The sequence below is a fragment of the Flavobacterium sp. TN-1 genome, assembly GCF_052828645.1.
Map to the genome: position 1 here is coordinate 443,933 of NZ_CM128253.1, position 21,487 is coordinate 465,419.

22 protein-coding genes and 1 tRNA gene are annotated in these 21,487 nt (G+C 30.8%); 9 read left to right on the plus strand and 14 right to left on the minus strand.

All coding sequences use genetic code 11. The features are described 5' to 3' along the window. The first annotated feature begins 12 nt into the window (after nt 1-12). Both ACUXZJ_RS01785 and ACUXZJ_RS01790 read left to right on the plus strand, forming a co-directional pair. Nucleotides 13-1,182, plus strand: coding sequence for an ABC transporter permease (locus ACUXZJ_RS01785; RefSeq protein ID WP_088466312.1), 1,170 nt, complete (start codon nt 13-15; stop codon nt 1,180-1,182). Nucleotides 1,183-1,284: 102 nt separating this feature from the next. After that, on the plus strand, nt 1,285-1,845 hold the full coding sequence (locus tag ACUXZJ_RS01790; protein ID WP_060381547.1) for a Crp/Fnr family transcriptional regulator: 561 nt from the start codon (nt 1,285-1,287) through the stop codon (nt 1,843-1,845). 89 nt (nt 1,846-1,934) lie between these two features. Here ACUXZJ_RS01790 and ACUXZJ_RS01795 read toward each other — a convergent pair whose 3' ends face one another. From ACUXZJ_RS01795 to rplU, 3 genes are all read right to left on the minus strand, one after another. Then, the gene (locus tag ACUXZJ_RS01795) at nt 1,935-2,387 is read right to left on the minus strand and encodes a 6-pyruvoyl trahydropterin synthase family protein (protein ID WP_060381546.1); all 453 of its coding nucleotides are present in this window, start codon (nt 2,385-2,387) and stop codon (nt 1,935-1,937) included. Nucleotides 2,388-2,464: 77 nt separating this feature from the next. Continuing rightward, nucleotides 2,465-2,725: a 50S ribosomal protein L27 gene (gene rpmA, locus ACUXZJ_RS01800; RefSeq protein ID WP_060381545.1), complete on the minus strand. Its 261-nt coding sequence runs from the start codon at nt 2,723-2,725 to the stop codon at nt 2,465-2,467. A gap of 25 nt (nt 2,726-2,750) precedes the next feature. After that, the gene (gene rplU, locus ACUXZJ_RS01805; RefSeq protein ID WP_060381544.1) at nt 2,751-3,182 is read right to left on the minus strand and encodes a 50S ribosomal protein L21; all 432 of its coding nucleotides are present in this window, start codon (nt 3,180-3,182) and stop codon (nt 2,751-2,753) included. 187 nt (nt 3,183-3,369) lie between these two features. Between rplU and ACUXZJ_RS01810 the strand changes: the two genes are divergently transcribed. The 6 genes from ACUXZJ_RS01810 to ACUXZJ_RS01835 all read left to right on the plus strand — a co-directional run bounded on the left by ACUXZJ_RS01810 (nt 3,370) and on the right by ACUXZJ_RS01835 (nt 9,421). Next, the gene (locus ACUXZJ_RS01810) at nt 3,370-4,671 is read left to right on the plus strand and encodes a M16 family metallopeptidase (protein ID WP_446195628.1); all 1,302 of its coding nucleotides are present in this window, start codon (nt 3,370-3,372) and stop codon (nt 4,669-4,671) included. Then, nucleotides 4,668-6,023 carry a M16 family metallopeptidase gene (locus tag ACUXZJ_RS01815; protein ID WP_060381542.1) on the plus strand — a complete coding sequence of 452 codons (1,356 nt, stop codon included), beginning with the start codon at nt 4,668-4,670 and terminating at the stop codon, nt 6,021-6,023. Before ACUXZJ_RS01810 ends, ACUXZJ_RS01815 begins: the two co-directional genes overlap by 4 nt. Before the next feature lie 267 nt (nt 6,024-6,290). Then, nucleotides 6,291-7,061 carry a TatD family hydrolase gene (locus ACUXZJ_RS01820; RefSeq protein ID WP_088466314.1) on the plus strand — a complete coding sequence of 257 codons (771 nt, stop codon included), beginning with the start codon at nt 6,291-6,293 and terminating at the stop codon, nt 7,059-7,061. Nucleotides 7,062-7,172: 111 nt separating this feature from the next. Then, entirely contained in the window at nt 7,173-8,309 is a 1,137-nt protein-coding gene (locus ACUXZJ_RS01825; RefSeq protein WP_063743296.1) for a 1-acyl-sn-glycerol-3-phosphate acyltransferase, read from the plus strand. Next, nucleotides 8,293-9,327: an asparaginase gene (locus ACUXZJ_RS01830; protein ID WP_205729625.1), complete on the plus strand. Its 1,035-nt coding sequence runs from the start codon at nt 8,293-8,295 to the stop codon at nt 9,325-9,327. Before ACUXZJ_RS01825 ends, ACUXZJ_RS01830 begins: the two co-directional genes overlap by 17 nt. 7 nt (nt 9,328-9,334) lie before the next feature. Beyond that, nucleotides 9,335-9,421 (plus strand) — tRNA-Ser (locus ACUXZJ_RS01835). Nucleotides 9,422-9,963: 542 nt separating this feature from the next. Here ACUXZJ_RS01835 and ACUXZJ_RS01840 read toward each other — a convergent pair. The 9 genes from ACUXZJ_RS01840 to ACUXZJ_RS01880 all read right to left on the minus strand — a co-directional run bounded on the left by ACUXZJ_RS01840 (nt 9,964) and on the right by ACUXZJ_RS01880 (nt 16,586). Continuing rightward, nucleotides 9,964-10,197, minus strand: a complete 234-nt coding sequence (locus ACUXZJ_RS01840; RefSeq protein ID WP_446195632.1) for a hypothetical protein — start codon at nt 10,195-10,197, stop codon at nt 9,964-9,966. Between the two features lie 346 nt (nt 10,198-10,543). After that, a complete protein-coding gene (locus ACUXZJ_RS01845) occupies nt 10,544-10,909 on the minus strand; it encodes a helix-turn-helix domain-containing protein (RefSeq protein WP_446195634.1) in 366 nt (121 codons plus the stop codon). Next, nucleotides 10,899-11,498, minus strand: a complete 600-nt coding sequence (locus ACUXZJ_RS01850) for a hypothetical protein (protein WP_446195636.1) — start codon at nt 11,496-11,498, stop codon at nt 10,899-10,901. The genes ACUXZJ_RS01845 and ACUXZJ_RS01850 overlap by 11 nt, the downstream gene beginning before the upstream one ends. A gap of 4 nt (nt 11,499-11,502) precedes the next feature. Further along, nucleotides 11,503-11,727, minus strand: coding sequence for a hypothetical protein (locus ACUXZJ_RS01855; RefSeq protein ID WP_446195637.1), 225 nt, complete (start codon nt 11,725-11,727; stop codon nt 11,503-11,505). A gap of 160 nt (nt 11,728-11,887) precedes the next feature. Beyond that, the gene (locus tag ACUXZJ_RS01860) at nt 11,888-13,387 is read right to left on the minus strand and encodes a hypothetical protein (RefSeq protein ID WP_446195639.1); all 1,500 of its coding nucleotides are present in this window, start codon (nt 13,385-13,387) and stop codon (nt 11,888-11,890) included. Further along, entirely contained in the window at nt 13,388-13,681 is a 294-nt protein-coding gene (locus tag ACUXZJ_RS01865) for a hypothetical protein (RefSeq protein WP_446195641.1), read from the minus strand. Between the two features lie 6 nt (nt 13,682-13,687). Next, on the minus strand, nt 13,688-13,981 hold the full coding sequence (locus ACUXZJ_RS01870) for a helix-turn-helix domain-containing protein (protein ID WP_446195643.1): 294 nt from the start codon (nt 13,979-13,981) through the stop codon (nt 13,688-13,690). Between the two features lie 164 nt (nt 13,982-14,145). Then, entirely contained in the window at nt 14,146-15,228 is a 1,083-nt protein-coding gene (locus ACUXZJ_RS01875) for a hypothetical protein (RefSeq protein WP_446195645.1), read from the minus strand. A gap of 17 nt (nt 15,229-15,245) precedes the next feature. Continuing rightward, nucleotides 15,246-16,586, minus strand: a complete 1,341-nt coding sequence (locus ACUXZJ_RS01880) for a phage integrase SAM-like domain-containing protein (RefSeq protein ID WP_446195647.1) — start codon at nt 16,584-16,586, stop codon at nt 15,246-15,248. A 353-nt stretch (nt 16,587-16,939) separates the two neighbouring features. Between ACUXZJ_RS01880 and ACUXZJ_RS01885 the strand changes: the two genes are divergently transcribed. Beyond that, nucleotides 16,940-17,374 carry a hypothetical protein gene (locus ACUXZJ_RS01885; RefSeq protein WP_060381539.1) on the plus strand — a complete coding sequence of 145 codons (435 nt, stop codon included), beginning with the start codon at nt 16,940-16,942 and terminating at the stop codon, nt 17,372-17,374. A 589-nt stretch (nt 17,375-17,963) separates the two neighbouring features. Here the strand turns inward: ACUXZJ_RS01885 and ACUXZJ_RS01890 are convergent. Next, nucleotides 17,964-19,640, minus strand: a complete 1,677-nt coding sequence (locus ACUXZJ_RS01890; protein WP_081248738.1) for a thiol-activated cytolysin family protein — start codon at nt 19,638-19,640, stop codon at nt 17,964-17,966. Nucleotides 19,641-20,722: 1,082 nt separating this feature from the next. Next, nucleotides 20,723-21,439: a geranylgeranylglyceryl/heptaprenylglyceryl phosphate synthase gene (locus ACUXZJ_RS01895; RefSeq protein ID WP_088466316.1), complete on the minus strand. Its 717-nt coding sequence runs from the start codon at nt 21,437-21,439 to the stop codon at nt 20,723-20,725. Nucleotides 21,440-21,487 lie beyond the last annotated feature (48 nt).

Sequence of the window (21,487 nt, forward strand, 5' to 3'; positions counted from 1 at the left end):
AACATAAAAAACATGACACAGTTAAGATATTTATTAAAAAGAGAGTTTCGATTGTTTGTAACGAACCGAACAATACTTTCTGTATTTTTTATTGGACCCATTATTTACGCATTATTATTAGGTTTTACCTATCAAAAAGGAAAAATTACAGATATTCCTATAATAGTGATCAATCAGGATCAATCTCCTATGTCAAACCAAGTAATTGAAATGCTTGAAGACAACAAGACTGTTAAGGTTTTGAATTATGTAAATGAGCCTTTTAATTTAAAGGAGGAAATAATAAAAACACAAGCAAGTGCAGCTATCATTATACCTAAACGATTTGAGGCTAATATTCTTCAAAAAAAATACCCTGAAATAAATGTGTATTTTAACAATTCTAATGTTCTAACGTCTAATTTTGCTTCAAAAGCCATTCAGTTAACACTAGGAACATTCTCTGCTGGCGCAGAAATCAAGTCATTTCAAAAAAAAGGAATGAATTTAAACCAAGCTAAGGAAAATATAGAGTCTTTTAAAACTAATTATATCTCATTATTTAATACCACAGGAAATTACCTTCTTTTTATGTGGCCTGCTATAATGGCTGTTGTATTACAACAAGTAATTCTTTTAGCCATGGCAGTTACTTTTTCGGAAGAATTTAAAAGAGAATCCTTTATAAGAGATTTTACAGGGAAACATAAATATCCTATTTTGATAATGTTTATTAAGTGCTTACCTGTTTGGTTATTTTCATATTTAAATATTTTTGTTTTTTATTTATGTGCTTTATATTTTAGAATACCTATTCCTGATAGCTTTATAAATTTCTTTTTACTAACAAGCGCATTTATAATTGCTACAACTAATTTAGGTGTTTTTTTCAGTATCTTAATACCAGATGCTCTTAAGGCAACTCAAGTTTTAATGGTAATTGCATCTCCTGCTTTCATCATTAGTGGTTTTACTTGGCCTAGTAATGCTATGCCTGTATTTATAGAAAATTTTAGCAAAATAATTCCTTTAACTCCTTACCTAGAAGCAATGAAAATTATGGTGATAGAAAAAGGACCTAATTATTTAACTTTAAAATTTTTCTGGCATTTATTTATTTTGGGTTTAGTATTTTTTCTTTTGGGGTGGGTTGTTTTAAGAATAAAAATCAAAAAAGTTTTCAAAGACCTCAACATTTCGTAAGATTTTCTCCTCTTAACACAAATTCTATCAAAATTAAACAGTAAAGGCGTTTCAAAGTATCGGAACGTCTTTTTTTTATATTTTTGTAAAAACGCTGTAAATATGGATTTGATTGAAGAGCTAAAGAAACATATAAAATTTGACAATGAGATTGAACGTATTTTAAGAGAGGAATGCAAGACTAAAACCTTTAAAAAAGGAGATATATTGAGTCAGCACAATCAATTCAATCATACCGTTTTTTTTGTTAACGAAGGCTTAATAAGAATGTTCTATTTTGAAAACGGCAAAGACATTACTACAAACTTTTATGCGGAAGGAAAAATAACAGCTAATATTGATACTCTTTTTGAAAATAAACCTACTCGTTATAATATAGAGGCTTTAGAGAATTCCGTTATCACGACTTGCAATTATGAAAAATTAGAAGAATTATGTATGAACTCTCTAACAGCTGCTAATTTTAGTCGATATATTTTAGGTAAATTTATGCTTCAAATGTCCAAAAGAATTTCTTCTTTACAATATATGAGTGCTAAAGAAAAATACATACAACTTTTAGACGAAAATAAAGATATTATTCAGAGGGTTCCTCTAGGTATGATTGCTTCTTTTTTAGGCATATCACAAGAAACTTTAAGTCGAATAAGAAGCAATATTTAATTTATTCAAGCTTCTGAATTATTTATTTCCTAGCTTAAAATTAAATCATTTTGTTTTTCTTCTAGCCTTAAAGTTTCCGTGATTTTTTTTTACACATTATCACTTGCGTACCATTCTGCAAAAGAGCTTTCCGTTTCTTGTAATCGCAACGAATGTAACTTTATTTGATCAGGTAAATGTTTTGAAATTTTAGCAGCAAAATCAATCACCATATTTTCACTGGTGGGCTGATAATCCACCAATATAACATGATGTCCTCTTTGTTTTAATTCATTTGCTAACTCTATATGTGGTGTAGTCGCATTAAAAACTGTGGCATGATCAAAAAGATCTACAATTTCTTCTTTTACAATTTTCTTTAAATCCGAAAAATCAATAACCATTCCATATTTTACGTTTCCTTTATCTGTTATAGGGCTTCCTATAACGGTTACTGAAAGTTTATAACTATGGCCATGTACATTTTTACACTTACCGTCATACCCGTAAAGAGCATGTCCTGTTTCAAAATTAAACTGTTTAGTAATTCTAATTTTACTCATAATAAAAATAAAAAACAAAGGTATAAAAAAAGCGTTCGCTATACGAACGCTTTGATTTTTTTATTGTTCTATTAAGACTATGCTTCAAAAGGAACTACAGAAACATAAGACTTGTTGTCTTTCTTTTTCTGGAATGCTACAACACCGTCAACTTTAGCGTGTAAAGTATGATCTTTACCCATATAAACGTTTTCACCAGCATTGTGTTTTGAACCTCTTTGTCTTACAATGATGTTACCTGCAATAGCAGCTTGACCACCAAAAATCTTAACGCCTAAACGTTTCGATTCTGATTCTCTACCATTCTTAGAACTACCGACACCTTTCTTGTGAGCCATGATGTAATGGTTTTAAAAGTTAATATTATTCGTTAGTATCTTCTTTTTTAGCTTTAGTAGCTCTTTTTTTAGGAGCTGCTGCCTCTTCAGTAGCTACTTCTGCTTTAGGAGCTGCTTCTTTTTTAGGAGTTGCTTTTTTTGCACCACTAGCAGATATACCTTCTACTAAAATTTGAGTAAGATACTGTCTGTGACCATTTCTTTTTTTGTAACCTTTTCTTCTTTTCTTTTTGAAAACGATTACTTTGTCACCTTTTAAGTGTTGTAATACTTTTGCCTCTACTGAAGCTCCTTCTATAGCTGGGGCGCCTAGAGTTACGTTTCCGTTATCATCTAATAAAAGAACTTTGTCAAAAGTAACTTTTGAACCTTCTTCATTAGCTAGACGGTGTACGAATACTTTTTGGTCTTTGCTTACTTTAAATTGTTGCCCTGCTATCTCTACGATTGCGTACATAACAATAATGTTTATTAATTTTTCAAGGTTGCAAATATACAATTTCTTTCGAAATCAACAACTTATCATTTAAAAAAATATTAATATCTACAAAAAATATTAATCCCTTTTATCACAATGATTTAAAATGTATTTTTGGTATCAATTACAAACTATTCTATAGTATTACCTTATTTAAAACGTCCTTATGTGCACACCTGATATATCACCTCTAGGAGGATCGCTTCAGAACACTCCATTAAAATTTACAGTCTATACTTTAGAAAACGGATTAGAGGTTGTTTTATATCCTGACCACAATATACCTGTAGCAGTAACCTCTATCATGTATCATGTAGGCTCAAAAGATGATCCAGAAAACAGGAGAGGATTTGCTCATTTCTTTGAGCACCTTCTTTTTGAGGGCACTCAAAACATACCAAGAGGAGAATGGTTTAAGCTAGTTTCAACTAATGGAGGCACTAATAATGCTAACACTAGTGATGATAGAACTTATTATTACGAAGTTTTTCCTTCACATCAGCTAGAACTTGCAATATGGATGGAAGCTGAACGTTTGAGACACGCTATAATTAACCAAATAGGTATTGACACACAAAAAGAAGTAGTAAAAGAAGAAAAAAAAATGCGCTATGACAATCGTCCTTATGGTCATTTATTAGCTGAAGTTAAAAAACATCTTTTCCCTTCACATCCTTATAGAAATACCACCATTGGAGAAGTCGAAGATATTGATGCTTCCACTCTAATCGAATTTAAAAATTTTTACAAAAAATTTTACATCCCTAATAATGCTGTTCTAGTAATAGCAGGTAATTTTGAAATCGAGCAAACAAAAAATTGGATTCAAAAATATTTTGGATCTATTTCCTCTGGTTCTAAAATTGAACGAAAAAAAATATTAGAACTTCCCATTAGCGATACAATTATTGCAGAATATGAAGATCCTAACGTACAAATACCTATGTTAGTTCTTGCCTATCGCACACCTTCTATGAAAGACAAAGATTCAAGAATATTAGACTTTATTTCTAGTTATTTCAGCGATGGACAAAGTTCTAAACTTTATAAAAAATTAGTCGATGAAAAAAAAATGGCTCTTCAAGTTGGTGCTTTTAATATTTCCTTAGAAGATTATGGTTTATACATTATTTATGCACTTCCTATGACTGGAATTGATTTAAATGATTTAAAGAAAGAAATTGATGAAGAAATTCTACAATTACAAAAAGCCCCTATTTCTAATCATGACTTTTTAAAATTAAAAAATAAATATCAGAATCATTTGATTGATAACAAAACGAGTTTAGAAACTATTGCACATGATTTAGCTACTTTCCATCTATTGTACAAGGATATTCATTTAATTAATACCGAATTTGATTTACTAAATAGCATTAATCAAAATGAAATTCAATTAGTTAGTCAATTTTATCTAAATCCTCATCAACGTTTAGAATTAGTATACAAGCCTAAAAATATATTATGAATTTAAATCTAAATACTCCCCCTACTACAGGTAAACTTCCTGAATTATATTTTCAAGAACCTAACCGTTTTGAACTTTCTAATGGTCTAAAAGTATTAGTCGTTAAAAATCATAAACTCCCTCGTGTTTCAATACATTTACAGATTGACAGACCTCTTTTTATTGAAGGAAACAAAAAAGGAGTAGATGCACTTACCTCCTCTTTATTAGGAAAAGGATCTACTAAAATATCAAAAGAAGATTTTTATGAAGAAACAGACTTATTAGGGCTGGAATTTTATTTACATTCTACTGGAGGTAAAGCCATTGGTTTATCAAAATATGCTGGTCGAATGATAGAACTCTTTGCACAAGGTGTTTTATTTCCTAATTTCACGCAAGATGAATTAGAAAAAGAACGTTTGAAAATGATAGAGGCATTAAGATCAAACGAAAAAAATGTTCAAAACATACTAAATAGAATTGAGAACGCACTAATCTTTGGATCTTCTCATCCAAAAGGTGAATTTATTACAGAAAACACATTAAAAAACATAACACTTAATGACATACAAAACAATTATAGTAACTATTTTACTCCTCAAAATGCCTATTTAGTGATTATAGGTGATATACAATTTGAACTTGTAAAAGAAAAGGTTATATCTGAATTTTCTACATGGTCTAAAAACAATTTCCCTATACACAACATACCCTCTCCCCCAACAATTGACAGAACAGAAATTAATTGGGTTGATCTACCAAATGCTGTTCAAACCGAAATTAGCATAGTAAATACGGTTCATTTGCCCATGAATAGTGCCGATTATTTTCCTACCTTAATGGCTAATCAAATTTTAGGAGGTGGTGCTGACGGTCGTTTGTTTTTAAATTTAAGAGAAGATAAAGGATGGACTTATGGAGCCTATTCCTCTATATCAGGAAGTAAAACTGTTACAAAATTCAAAATTTCAACACAAGTTCGTAATGAAATTGTAATTAATGCTATTGATGAAATAGTAAAAGAAATTCAAAAATTACGCAATGAATTAGTTAATGAAATGGAGTTAGCATTGGTTAAATCTAAATATATTGGTCATTTCATTATGCAATCTCAAAAGCCAGAATCTGTGGCTCGTTACGCTCTTAATCGCGAAATTCAAAATCTTTCTAATGATTTTTATCAAAATTATATCCAGCAAATTGATGCTGTACAACCAGAAGATATTATGCGAGTAGCTCAAAAATATTTCCAAGCGGACCATTGCTTGATTATCATTGTAGGCAATGGAAATCATATAGAGAAACAACTTCTTCAAAGTAAATATAGTGTAAAAAAATTCGACATTGACTGCAACTTTCTAAATCCTTAATATGACCATTAGAGTTTGTCTTCTTTTATAATCAAAAAACATCTAAAAATATATTGTAAAGTAAAATTATGTGATAGAAATTTATTCTAATAAAACGCACCCTTTTATCTAAATACAACACATTGTATATAGGAAAAAAATTTCGTACATTCTCAGTTTAATACCTAATAGGATTCAAATATGGTTTTTCTTTTATTAATTCTTTAAGATGACCATTTTCATTTTATCACAGAAAAAGTAACTTTGTCTGATTGAAAAAACAAAATCATGATTCTTACTGATACACACACTCATTTATATTCATCTCAATTTTCTGAAGACCGTTCTGAAAGCATTCAAAGAGCCATAAACCTTGGTATTAATCGTTTTTTTATTCCTGCCATTGATTCTAGCTATTTACAAAAAATGTATGATCTAGAAAAAGAATACCCTAAAAATGTTTTTCTAATGATAGGATTACATCCTTGCTATGTAAAACCCGAAAGTTACGAACAAGAATTAGCCTTAATAGAAGAAGAATTAAGCAAAAGAAAATTTTACGCAATAGGCGAAATTGGAATTGATTTATACTGGGATAAATCAACTTTAGAAATTCAAAAAAAAGCCTTTAGACATCAAATTCGATTAGCAAAAAAACACAAACTTCCTATTAACATTCATTGTCGTGATGCGTTTGATGAAGTATTTGAAATATTAGATTTAGAAAAAGGAGAAGGTCTTTCAGGGATTTTCCATTGTTTTACAGGAACTTACGAACAGGCATTAAAAACGATCGGTTATGGTTTAAAATTGGGTATTGGAGGAGTAGCTACCTTTAAAAATGGGCAAATTGATCAGTTTTTAAATCAAATTGATCTTCAACATATAGTATTAGAAACCGATGCACCTTATCTGGCTCCTACACCTTATAGAGGAAAAAGAAATGAAAGTGCTTATATTTCATTAATTGCTCAAAAATTAAGTTCAATTTACAATTGCACTCTTGAAGAAATAGCCTCTATAACAACTCAAAACTCCAAGGAAGTATTTGGTATTTAACATTTTAATAAATAACGAAATATAAAACTGATAATCTATCAGTATTTTAAAATTTCTTTATAGTAAATTGTTTATTTTTTTGTTCATTTGTATTTGAAAATTGTATTTGCAATGCCAAAATTTGATGCAATAAGACCGTATTATGATGCTGAAGTAAATCAAGCATTACGAAATGCGGCAAATCACCCTATAATCAAAGAAATCATGAATTTTGCTTTTCCAAATATCACAGATAGTGTTTGGAAAGAACAATTATTGCGCACACATTCTATTCGTGATTTTCAATGTAACTTTTTATACCAAGCCATTCAAAAAGTAATCGAAAAAAGCTCCGATGGTTTAAGTACTTCTGGATTTGAAAAGTTAGAACCTAACACTTCTTATCTTTTCATATCTAACCATCGTGATATCATACTTGATACTTCTTTACTTAATATTTCCTTGTTTGATCATGGTCTTGTTATGACAGCCTCAGCAATAGGAGATAATTTAGTTAAAAAAGACTTTTTACGTTCTTTATCTCGATTAAATCGTAATTTTATTGTCCAGAGAGGTTTATCTCCTAGAGAACTTTTACAAAGCTCACAGTTATTATCTGAATATATAGAACAATTACTATTACGCGAAAATAGATCTGTTTGGATAGCTCAACGAGAAGGAAGAACTAAAGATGGGCATGACGCGACCCATAGTGGTGTTTTAAAAATGCTGGCAATGGCAGCTGGCGAACGAAACATTTTAGATTATTTCAAACAGATTAAGATCGTTCCTGTTTCTATTTCTTACGAATATGATCCTACTGATGCGCTAAAGATGCCACAACTAATGGCAGAAGCTAATAACGAAATATATCAAAAAAGTTCTAATGAAGATTTTAATAATATCCTAAGAGGAATCATAGGGCAAAAAAAACGCATTCATATTCACATAGGTAAAATACTGGATTCTGAATTAGATCGTATTCAATTTGAAAATTCAAACAGTAATAAACAAATTCAAGAAGTAGTCAAAGCTATAGATGACTCTATTCTCCAATCATATCATTTATGGCCTACAAATTATATTGCTTATGATTTACTTTTTAAATCAAAACAATTTGAATCTAAATATACCCAGCAGGAAAAATCTCTTTTCGAAAGAAGATTAGAAATGCGAATTGATAGTAAAAATCAAAAAATAATGGAAAGCTTTTTGGCTATGTATGCTAATCCTGTTGTTAACAAATTAAAGTATGGGTATAATATCTAAATCTAACATATTACTAATCTACACTGGAGGCACTATTGGTATGGTAAAAGATACCGAAACGGGTGCTTTAAAAGCCTTTAACTTCAATAAATTACTAAAAAATATACCTGAGTTAAAATTATTAGATTGTAATATAGCTACTATTTCTTTTGAAGAGCCAATAGATTCTTCAAATATGAATGTAGAAGGATGGGTAAAAATAGCTCAAATAATAGAAACCCATTATAATCAGTATGAGGGTTTTGTAGTTTTACATGGCTCAGATACTATGTCCTATTCTGCATCTGCTTTAAGTTTTATGCTAGAAAACTTAGAGAAACCTGTAATTTTTACAGGCTCACAATTACCTATAGGTGATTTAAGAACCGATGCAAAGGAAAATTTAATAACCGCCATTCAAATTGCCTCTTTACAAGAAAAGGGAAGACCTGTTATATCTGAGGTTTGCTTGTATTTTGAATACAAACTCTACAGAGGCAATCGTACTACAAAGATAAGCGCAGAACACTTTAATGCCTTTATTTCACCAAACTTTCCTTTTTTGGCTGAATCTGGAGTTCACTTAAAAGTTAATGAAGAATACCTTCTAAAAAAAAACACAAGCAACAAACTACACGTTAACACTCAATTTGATACTCATGTTGCCATCGTAAAGATGTTTCCTGGTATATCAGAATCCGTTATTAATGCTATTTTGTCAATCCCTCACCTCAAAGGTATTGTATTAGAAACCTACGGTTCAGGCAATGCACCTACTTTGGATTGGTTTATTAACTTATTGGATCAAGCTATACAAAAAGGAATTCATATTGTTAATGTAACCCAATGTTCGGGTGGTAGTGTTAGTATGGGACATTATGAAGTAAGTTCACAATTAAAACAAATAGGCGTAATTTCTGGAAAAGATATAACTACAGAAGCTGCCATAACAAAATTAATGTTTTTATTAGGTCAAAATATTGGATTTTCCATTTTTAAGACTATCTTTGAGACCTCTATTCGAGGTGAAATGGAATAGTAAAACTAGAGAGGTGTCCGAGTGGTTGAAGGAGCAAGCCTGGAAAGTTTGTATGCGGGTAACTGCATCGAGGGTTCGAATCCCTTTCTCTCTGCAATGATTTTTTTAACTCATTGGTTTTTAAGGGATTGTTTGCAGGTTTTTAAAAGTTGTACCGTCATTTGTACCGAATCCGTGAAAACAAAGCGTTTTTTTAATTGAAATTAACGATTATCTTTGTACCGCTAACGAGGTTAAAAACTTTGAAAGTATTGAGCAACTAAAAAGAGGGTTTAAAGCCCTCTTTTTTATTTTTAGGTAATCAAAAACGACTTTTAAATTAAACTTATAACCGCCCTAAATGAAACCTAACTACCCCCTAACTCTGTTTTAGTTTCATTTAGTAGGGGAATTTATGAAACGTGAATTAAACCAAATGTAAGTTTTTAGTGCTTAAACTCAGTAAAACCGTTCGGTTTTGCTTTTCATTTAAAAGAGGGTTTAAATGTTGGCTTAGAATTTTAGCATTTTCAAACACAGGTTAAAACCTTGTTTTAGGTGTGTTTTGTTAGTTTTAAAGCGTTGTTTTGTATTTCTGTTGGTTAGTGTGGTAAATAAAAAAACCGACGTTTTAAAGTCGGTTTTTTAGGTTTTTGCTTATTTTGTTAGTGAGGGGTCTAGTATTTCGGCTAGCTCCGTAATGTGATAATAGGCGTTATCAAGCCATCTAGGCTCTGTAATTGCTTCAATATCGTTTGAAGTTATTGCGGTTCTCGCTATTATGTACGCCCCTTGTCTTAGGTATTTGGCTAATTCTTCCGCTCCTACATCTTTGTTGATGAATTCTAAAAGATTGTCAGTTAGTTTGTTTGGGGTGTTTGTTGCACTCATTTTTTACGATTTAGGAAATATATAAACCCGTGTAGGTTAGGTGTCCTACGCCGTAAATAGCGTTGCGGTTGTTTCCAATACCGCCACCATACCACACGGGCAAAAGTTCTTTAAAAATCATAATATTTACGTTTAGGAGGTGCAAAACTATTAAAATAAAATAGCTTTGCAAATCTGTAAGACTATTTTGTTGTAAGATTTATTTTATTACTTTCGTTTTAGAGAAAAAAGGGTAAGTTTTAACGATTCTTTCCTATTGCAAGCAGACTTTTTTTAAAATCGGTCTGCTTGTTTCATATTGCACGCCTCCAAGATTGATTTTTTGAAAGGCTTATTTTAAGGCGTTTTAAAGCGTTGTTTTTGTTGTCAAGGATTGAGAGTTTAAAAAGTCTAAAACTTTGCTTGTAGCTTCAAAATTCAAGGCTATTCGGTTCGCTTCGTTGTATTCTTTGATTGCTTTTAAAATTCTTTCAGTTTCTCCAAAATTTATATTTTCCTGCGTTATTAGTTTTTTTAGCCTCCAATGTAACGCCTCTAAGTTTTGTTTTGTTAGTTCTTGGCAAATGTCCAGCGGTTTACGGTTGTAGTTTTTTAGCCATTTACTTACGGTTTGTTCCGAAACCCCTACTTTTTGGCTTATTTCCTTGTTTGTGAACCCTAGGCGGTGCATCGCTATAAATTGCAGATAATCGTCTGTTTTATTAATTTTCATATTCGGGAAAGTTTAAGGTTAATTGTTTTAATACGGGTTTGATAACTTGGGGCGGTGTTTCTATAAACTGCCTTAACTGCTTGATTTCTTTGTTTAGTTGTATCCTTATTTGTTTTATCTGCTCTATGCGTTCGTAAAAGGATATTCTTTGTTTTAAGGCTTCTATTACGCTGTTATCTTGGTTTATGGCTATCTTTTCGCATTCTAAAAAGTATCTTCTTACCTTTTCGCCTTGTTCGGTTCTGCACATCATAGCTAAACGTTTAGCAAAGTCGAGGGTTAATACAAAGTCTATCCCTTTTTGTTTGTTTCGGGTGCGAGTATTCGGCTTTATACCAAATTCACTTTTTAAAATATTGCTTATCTCGTAATTTTTAATAGATAACGCATTTCTTTTGTTTCTTAACTTACCCTTAGGGCTAGATAATAAAATATAATCCTCTCCCTCTATTGCGAAAGGGTTGTTTATAATATTCTTTTTTATCCAATATCCATAATTTGAGGCATCGAGTTCTAACCCTCTAAATAACTGGCTACACTGTACGGCTTGTTTACCGTTTTCATTTTGAATAATCTCTAAGTTTTTCATAATTTTAAATTTTATTTGTTAGTGGTTTTAAATTTTCTAGTATTCTCAGTTCACTTGCTAAGTGTTTCATTAGTCGCCTGTTTTCGTTATTTCTTAGTGCGTTTTCCATTGTCTGCAGATACCGCTCTAAGTCGTGAACTATTGCCCCTTTGTTTAGTATTACGGGGTTTTGTAATCCTTTGGCTCGGATTCTTGCAAACGTGCGTTTTATATATTGTTCTTTTGTCATTGGTTAGGCTGTAATTATTTGGTTTTGTTGTTCTTTTTGCTCTAAATCTTTTAGTAGTTTTTTTGCGTTTATAGATAGCCAAGTACTAAATGTTCTTTCACAAATCAAGTATTTTGGCTGTATAATTGTCCAGTAAATCTCTTTTTGGAGTTTTCCGTTTTTAAATTTTTCCTTTTTGACTATTTCTTGTATTTCTATGATTCTTTTGTAATAGTTTTTTTTGTTGTATGCCATTTTTTAAATTATTTTGAGATATTGTTTTTATTAGCTTTTTCGCCCTCCAACTGGTTAATACAAGATTTTTAGGCTTTTGTAATATTGTAACCCTCGTTACTTTTAAACTCCACTCTTTCGGTGCGTTTATTTCTTTTTGTTCTAACTGGTCGGAATACGCTCCCGTTTCGGTGTTGTATTCAATTAGCAAATCCAAATTTGAAAAGCTGAGGTTTTGTGTTGCAGTTCTTAAAATCTCATTTTCTAAGGTTTTTATATTTTCTCTTTTCATCTTTCTTTTTTCTGCTTGAATACTGTTATTACATTTCTTAGAACAGTATTTAGAATTGCTATTTTTATGCTTCAAAACCGCCCCACATTTGAGGCATTTTTTAGGGGGTACTTTTTGTAAATTATTTTCTAATTCTTGACCCTCTTTTTTTGTTGTGTTTTTAAACTCTTTTTGGATACGATTTTCAACTTCATCTAAAGTTGAAAATCGTATCTTTTTTGGGTTGTTGTTTTGGCTTCCAAATCCACTATAAAAGTTTTGAAAATCGTATCCTTTTTTGGCTTCCAATTCCTTCAATTTTTTACTTAATAAATTCCCTATTTGAATCTGAGTTTTTGAACTGCAGAACGCATCGTATAACGCTCTAAATTTTAACTTTGCTTTTTGTCTTTGACTTGTATTAAATCGCTCCCAGTTGTTCGCATCCAAGTAGTAAAGCATCTTCTCTTTTTGCTTGGTATTCATTTCACGCCAGCGCATACCGTCGTCGTGAAAAATGGTGTTTCGCCAAACTTCCAATAAATAAGGCTTAAGGTTGTTTAGCTTTTCTAGGTTTAAGAAGTCCGCTAATACGTTAAATCCGTGCTGTACGGCTGTTTGATGGTATTTAACTGCATATTCGATACGCATTAGGTTAGTGTCTTTTAAACTGGCTTGTTTGGCTTTGTCGTAAAACTTAACCGCTGTTTTGCTTCTGTTTAATTGTAACCCGTTGGGTTTACCCTCTATTTTCAACATCGTAAAGCGGTCGGACTGGTAGGCTCGCAAACCGTTAACGATTGTTTTTACTGGCTTTTCTGTAACTATGTTAGCACCATATTCAAACGACTGTATTACTGCTGTTTGTGGGTTTATTTTAAATTGTTCTTGTAGTTCTGCCAATACTTCTATTAACATTTCACGGGTGAAGTCGTAGGCATTGTGTTTGCCTTGGTTATAGTAAGTAGCCAAAGAACCACGGATAAATAAATGATTCTTATCTGCTATGGTCGATGGGGTAATATGAAAGGATAAACCACGGTAAAAAGCAACTCTATTTTTTGCTAAAATTTCGCCCGTGGTAGTATCTACCTTGGTGCAGAATTTTAGCAAAGGAGAGTTCTCCCAGTCGCTTGTTTCCGTGCCTATGCACTTTATTTTAACCCCGTCAATCATTTATGATAATAGCGTTAAAGCGTTTTCAAGATTAGATGAAGCTATTTTATAAGCTGTGAGCGTATCAATAAAACCCATAGCCCCTAAACGGCACGCATTACGGGCGTTACTTACGTGTAAGTATGCGCCTATTAAATAATTTGCGGTTGTAATTGTACTTCCTTTTTTGGTAGGTTTAGGGTATCCACAAACCACATCAACAACGGTTAAAAGGGTTTGGATTCTTTCGGGTGTTTCTTGTAATTCGTAGCCTGCTAGTACATCAATAGCATCAATGATAAAATATTTTTGCATTGTCTATTAGCGTTTTAAGTTGATTGCTTTTAACGCTTCTAGTACTTCCGTTTGACGATAACGGACTTTATTACCTACTCGGTAGGCTTTTACAACTCCATCACGTGTCCAGTTGTAAAGTGTAACTAAGGAAACCCCAAAGAAATCCGCCGTTTCGTGTCTTGTTAGTAGTTTGTCTTTTTCGATAGGCTGGGGCGTGCCTATTTGACTGACGATGTTTTTTAATTCTTCGAACTGTTGTAGTAGTTGTTCGACTGTAATCCCTTGTACTTGTACTGCTGTAAATTCTGCGTTTGTCATTGCTCGTAATTGTTTAAATCCGAGGCAAAGCAAAGACGAAAATTTGGATTATTTTTTTTAAGTTGTACCCCAAAATTGATGGGGTACTAAAAATGGGGTACTAAAAAAACCATTGGTTTACAATGGTTTAAGTGTGTTTTTTTATTGATTTGTAGACTTTTTTTCTACCCTTGTTTTGGGGTACAACTTTTCAGAAATGTTACCCATTTACTCATCAATTCCTCCGTTTCTGTGTCGTATTTGGGTTTATAGTTTTCCTTATCTTCTTTTAATCCTATGTTATCAATTAATGTACTTTCGGATAAATTACCGAACATATTGGCAAGCTCCCTTGCTAAATCGGCTTTACTGCCTTGTATTATCCCCTCTTGGTGAAGAACTCCAAAGAGTGTACCTATAGCTGATTTTTTTGAGTTCCATTTTAAAAGATTCTTTTTTTCGTATTTCCTTTGGGGTATTAGCTCTTTTGTTTTTTCAGTTGCTTCACTATCTATATTGTTTAAGTAAATTTCTATTGCTTCAAATATTATATAGTTTATATGTGCTCTTAAAAAAATATCCTCAATAGTTCCGCAAACCACGTTCTTATGTATTTTGTATTGCTCGTCAATTAAATAGCAAATAGCCTTGTATTTATCGCAGTTACTTATGCTTTTTGCTGTTTGTATTATTTTTTCGATGTATAGCTCCAGTACCCAAATGCGTCTTATTTCTTCTCTTTTTTCTATATTTCTAAATAACTCAACCCCTAAGTATGAAATATTATTAAAATCGTTTATTATTTCGTCTATTTGCTCCCACTCTAAGGGTTCGCCATAATCTAAACAAGAGAACGTTATAAAAAACCCACAATCCGCTCCAAATCTTCTTACATAACTTAAATATTGCTCTAACTGAAACCTATTGTCTAATTTTTCAAAATCAACATTCCCCCCCTCTTCAAAATTTTTTGTTTCTTCTTCTCCTATATCTTCTATTATTGAACATATTATATATACATCTTGGGTTAATGTGTTTTTCTCTATTTCTAATATTCTATTTTCGTAGTTTAGTTGTTCTATTTTTTTTACTTTTTTTTCTTTATCTTTAATAAAGAAAAGTTTTTTTAGTTCCTTTTCTTCTTCTATACACGTTCCCAGTTTATAGTCTGTAAACTTGCGAGTTAGATAGTCGATAGAATAATCTCTATTACTTACTTGTACCCCATAAACTTCTATTATTCTTTCTTCTTCTTGGTAAAAACTCATTTTAAAACTTCTTTAAACTATTTCGCTACTTTTAAACTCGGTTCAACTCCATTTATAGCATTCTCCCTGCTTGATTCCCTTTGTGCTAATATATCCCAATAGACCGCCATTTGTTCGGCAAAGTCTATCGGTGTTTTCCCTATGTAGTTTAAGAACTCTCTTTCAGTTGCGTGTGCGGTAATATTCATAAGTAAGGGGGTAGGTATATCGCCGTAGTAATTTGTAGCAAACGAACGCCTACAAATATGCGAGGTAACTAATTCGTATTTATGAAATTCCCCCGATTCTTTCCTGTTTGTTTTAGGGTTGTTTTTTGCACCCTCAATAATATTAGTAAATCCAATTTGCTTACAAACTTCTTTTATATAGCGGTTAAACATTGTCTTGCTACTGCTTATTTTTGGGGCAAATGTGGGCGGAAAATCCCCATTTCGTTTATCTAAAATTCTTTTTACTGCTGGCATTACAACTATAGAAACTTTCTTTTTTGTCTTTTCCTGCACTAGCTCTATAAAGTCCAGCCCTCTTGTACTGGTTATATTCTTTTTAGTAAGTTGTAGTAAGTCGCCCGCCCTTTGTCCTATATAGCACCCAATTAGTAACCAGTCTTTTGTAGCTTCTAATTTTTCACATTGAAAGGTTTTGTTTTCTATTGCTTCAAGTTCTGTTTTAGTTAGATAAATCTTTTTTGTATCTACTTTAAAGCCTTTAATTTGTTCCAGTTCGTTGTGCATTGTGTAGCCTGACCGCTTAGCATCTAAACAAATTGTTTTTAAAAACTTTAAATACCTGCCTGCGGTGTTACGCCCTAGGTTTTCAACTTCTAGTAAGTATTTTAGAAAATAATCCCTAAATTTTAAATTTACATCTGTAAGGCGGTAGGTTTTTCGTGTGTGTCTTTGGTAACCCTCTATTTTCTTTTTAATTACGGTATATTTTTGTATAGTTCTTTCAGAAGAACCAAGCCCACCCGTTTTGTCGTTTGTCTTTAATCTTAGTTTTTCGGTGTAGTGAGTGCAAAAGTTTACTAATAAAGTTAAATCCGTAACCGCTACTAAATTAAAATGAGCGTTTACTACATCTTCTAGCCAACTTGAAGAAATAAACCCGCCTTTTGTTACTGTGTTGTTATATTCCTTTATTACTTTTTGTTGTAAGTCGGTGAGTGTATTTATAATCGTATCCTTTTCGGTGAATTTTGCTAACCTCTTGACTTTTCCTGTAGAATTATCAAAATAAGACGGATTAACTAGCACGGGGATAGTTTTTCTGTAGTCGGTTGTTTTGTCAACAATTAACCGCAAAGTAATTTTTGAGGGATTCCGTTTCCCTCTAACTAAGAATTTTATCGAAGCCATTTTAAAAAAGTTTGAGCAAAGCAAAAATAAGCAAAGTTTAGACTAAAAAAAAGTTGTACCGTCATTTGTACCGAAACCATTTTAATTTATCTTAATCTTGCTTAATCTTGTTTAACCTCTTGAAAGCCCCGTAAAGCCTGTGTTTGTTAAAGCTAACAAGTGTTTTTGTTGTTTTTTCAACAGGTGCAAAAAACGGCAAAATTAAGGCATTCGAATCCCTTTCTCTCTACTAAACATGCAAAAATCCCTTATTTTACTAGGCTTTAGAAGAGAAAACAATAAAGCCTTGTGTCAAATTTGAGTCAACAGTTTTACGGTGTTAAAAAATTATTTTTAGTGCTGTAAAAAAAAAAATGGAAAAATTTGAAAACTCAATAAATCAAGTAAAGGTTACGGCTTTTATAGACTACAAACCTGCCGAACTAAAAGCAAACAAAGAATGGATTATTGTTTATTACTCTAAAAATCCCACTAATAAGAAACTTGAACGTCAAAGAGTAAGAGTACCTATTTTAAAAAACAAAAACGAACGCTTACGTCATGCTAAAAAAATAGTACTCGAAATAAATAAAAAACTAGTCAATGGATGGTCTCCCTATTTAGAAGAAACAGGAAAGAATTATAAAAGTTTTGGGCAAGCTATTCTTGAATTTTTAAAGGGAATTGACAAACAAGTTGCAGACTCGGTTTTAAGACCCGATACAAAAAACTATTTCTCTCTGCTAATTAATTTTCAATATTTTAATTGGTTTACTAAAATTGTATTACCATTTGTAGCAAATCCCTAAAACAAAGTATTTTTAAATTAATCTTTGTACCACTTACCAGGAAAAACTTTAAAAGTATTAAATAATCCAAAAACCAAAAAAGACTTAATACAAGGGATTGTTTTACTAACGCAAAAGTTTTAGGCATCTTCGCAAACTATAAACGCTATAATAAGATAAGAAGAAAACTTATAATTTAATTATTAAAGGAAAATATTCCTCATTCCCATCTTTTAAATATTATATTTAACTAAAACAACAAACAAATTCTATAGATTTTGAGTATTAAAAAAATTCTATCATGATCTAGATTTTAAGAATTTGTAGCCCTTTTTATTTTCATACATTCTATTTCTGTATACATTCAATAAAAACGAACAAGGTTACCCTTTTATAGGGTAACCTTGTTGTATTATTCTAAATTTTTATTTAGAATAAGAAAAAAAAACAATTAACTATAATCTAAATAAATCAATTATTCTCCTAAGTAAAATCTTACCTATTAAAGTGTTTTCATTTTAAATTGGCAAACACCTCATTTTGGAGTAAAATCAGTACAAAAATATTATATACAGATTTTAAAAAAATTAACTATTTAAAATTCTTTATATTAGTTTATAACACTATTTCCTTTACCAGTAATCGTAAAATTAACATACGGTGCCGCTTTTCCTTCAATAGTACCTCTAATTCTAATATTATCTTGTATTTTTTCTATAGAAGGTCTCGTACTATTATAATTTAACTCTGATTCTGTTATTTCTTTAAAATTAACTAAAACATTATTCGTTCTAGCTGCTTCAACAGGCGCATAGGTACCGAAACTTATTGTTTTATTGTCAAATAAATATGAAATTTGGTTATATGTACCTTTTGAAGTACCATATTGATTAACAGCTAATAAATATCCATATTTTCCTGCTGGAATAGAGGTAGGTGGTAAGTTTGAAAAAGTACTACCAGACCAAGGAGTATAATTTTTTAATACGATTTCTCTATCTGTGTTATTAAATATAATAATCTTAGCACAACTATTATAACCATATTCCGTTTTTAAGTCTTCAACTCTTTTTTTAGCTTCATCAAGCGTTTTTGCTGTATATATAGTTTCTTCACACTCTGAATAGTTTGATATTCCATTAACGTTAATAGTAGCATCAAGGTTTGATTCAATATTAACAGCTGTGTATTCTATTGGGTACCCTGGATTTTCTTTAGAAACATCTGCTCCATTTACCACAAAATCTCTTACTTTTTCAAAATTTCCTGCAAATGCTCCAAATGCTGCATCTAATCCACCAGAAGCATTACCTCCTAACTGTTTTGCATATACTTTTGTATTTTGTAATGTAGTAGAATATTTTAATTTTTGATCAACTGTTATAGATGCAGCTGGATTTTTATAAGCAAAATTTAAAGCTTGCTCCATATCAAAAGAACTTTCGTCAGATTCATAAACTAAAGTATATAATCTACCATACGTTACAGACGAGATATAGGCAGCTGGATTTTTCTGTCCTATATATTTATCAAATTCAGATCTCGGATAATCTTTTTTTATCCAACCAAAATCTCCTTGAAGTCCTGGTTTTGCAGATACTGATACGTTAAAGAATTTTTGTTTAAGCGTAACGGCATAATAAGTCTTGTTCTTTTTAAAGCTTAGCCCCAAACTAGCTGACAAACCTACAGAAGGTCCTGTATAACCAACACCTAAAGCTACTTGTAATTGTTTACTGTCATACGTTCTTTGAATTTCAACAGCATAATTAGCAGGAAACTTAGTTCCTGATGTATAATATGAGTTTAATATTTTTTCTAAAGCATCTTGTACTTTACCTGCTGTTGGATTTTCTACCTCTTTACTTGATGATTTTGATTCATTAGATGAAAAAGCATCTACCTTTACCTCAATAGTATTTCTTCCTTTTGGATCAATAGGAATAGATGCCAAGTTTCCTGAAACAATAGTTCCTCCTTGCACAATATTTCCTGGCCACAATAAATGAGTCCCTGCTCCTAATTTTGAAAAATTATCAAATGTTTTATCATAAGTTTCCTCAATCGTTTTACAGCTCGCAGATCCTACTTGATCTGGTGGTGACGAAAGAACTCTTCTACTAATCTGTAATTCTGATTTAGGACCATCATTAATGCTTTCTTGTTTAATATTTTTTCCATCCTTATCTGATTCATTAGCTGCAACATCTTCTTTATTACAACTTAAAACCGACAATTGCATTAATGCGAGCAATGTCCACTTGGCATTTAGTTTTAAAAAATTCATATATTTATTTATTTGTAATTATTCTACCTTATTTTCGCAACGTTTTATTTTTATACAAAGATAACATTTTTTAATACAAAACATGTTTTTATAACACAATTAAGCTTTTTTTAACACTTGTTTCCTTTTGATAATAACAAATAGTTTAAAAAATATAAAATGTTATTTATAAATAAAAAACATAATAAAAACTATTAGTTATAAATAAAACCCTTTCGTTATATAATTGCAATATTACAACTCGTAATTACATTATTTAAACATATACGATATAAAAAACAAATTATTAAATAATTAAAAACAATCATTTAAAGAGTTGAAAATTTAAAAAACACTTATCGTGTATTTATAAAAAACACAATGTTTAAAAAATTTAAACACAAAAGGCACTAAAAAACAAATAGTTAACAACTATTCTTTAAACTACATTTTCTTCTTTTATAGTCAAAAACATACCTAAAAGAATACAAAAACAAACACATCTAATATTATTATATTTATATATTAATGTAGATAACTTTTAATTTTATTAAAAGTGTTTAAACAAAAAAGGGATAATAGAATTTATAGAATATAACTATAATACAGGAGACTGTCCAAAAAGTTCGCAGACCAAAGGGAGAGAAATCACATAATGCTGATTATGAGACTCCTCCTTACTGGAGTGACAAACTACATGTTGATTTATTACTTTTTGAACAGCCTACTTTTTAATATAACTCTTACTTAAATTATAATTTGTAGCACTATTTTATCTAAAGTCTATACAATCGATATACAGTCATTTTAAATTTATAAAGAATAAAGGCAACTAATTTTTTTTTTAAATTTTCCTTACTTTATAACATTTGGTCAATAGTAAAACCAAAAAAATATTCTTTTATATGATAAGTCATAAAGAATAACATACTAAAAGAATCTTGTTAAGTATTTTCAGAATTTACATTAATCTAAAATATCAGGACAAAATATTATCATCAAAATTATATCGTATTTTTTTAAAGCTATGAATCATTAATTCTAAAAACAACTTATCAACTAATTCTGAAGAGTCAAAAACAGTCTATATATAACAACTAGAATCAATCAAAAAAGTTCAAATCATTTTCAAATGCAGTACCTATTACAACCATATCAGCACCCGCTTGATACACTTCTTCAACTGCTTCTTTTGATCGAATTCCTCCTCCAACAATGATTGGTATTCTAAGATTTTTTGAGATTTTACGAATCATTTCTAATGGTACTTTTTCTAACGCTCCACTTCCCGCTTCTAAATACATAAGCTTATTACCTAGATATTCACCTGCTTTGGCTGTTTTATAAGCTAAATTAATATCGTTTCTCTCTATAGGTTTTGTTTTACTTACTCGTTCAACAGCTGTTTCTTTCCCTCCATTTATTAAGATGTAACCTGTAGGAATAATTTCTAATCTTGAATTTTCGAGCAAATCTATGGCATTAACATGATGTTCTATTAAATACTCGGGATTACGTCCTGAAAGCAAACTTAAAAACAATACACCATCTGCTTCATGTGAAATTTGCGAAGGGTGTCCTGGAAAAATCAATATAGGTAAGTTACATTCTTTTTTTAATTCTATGATTAATTCATCTATAATCCAATTTTTAACAATACTTCCTCCTATAAAAATATGAGTAGCTGGAGATTCATTAATTTTTCTTACTAGTCTATTAATATTATATAGTTCTATTTTATCTGGATCTATTAAAATAGCTAATAACCTGTGTTTTCTCTTTTTTGCATTAAAAATAGACTCATAAACCGTAATTGACATCATTAATTAATTTAACTCTGTAAATTTAATCTTTTTTATTAAAACGAA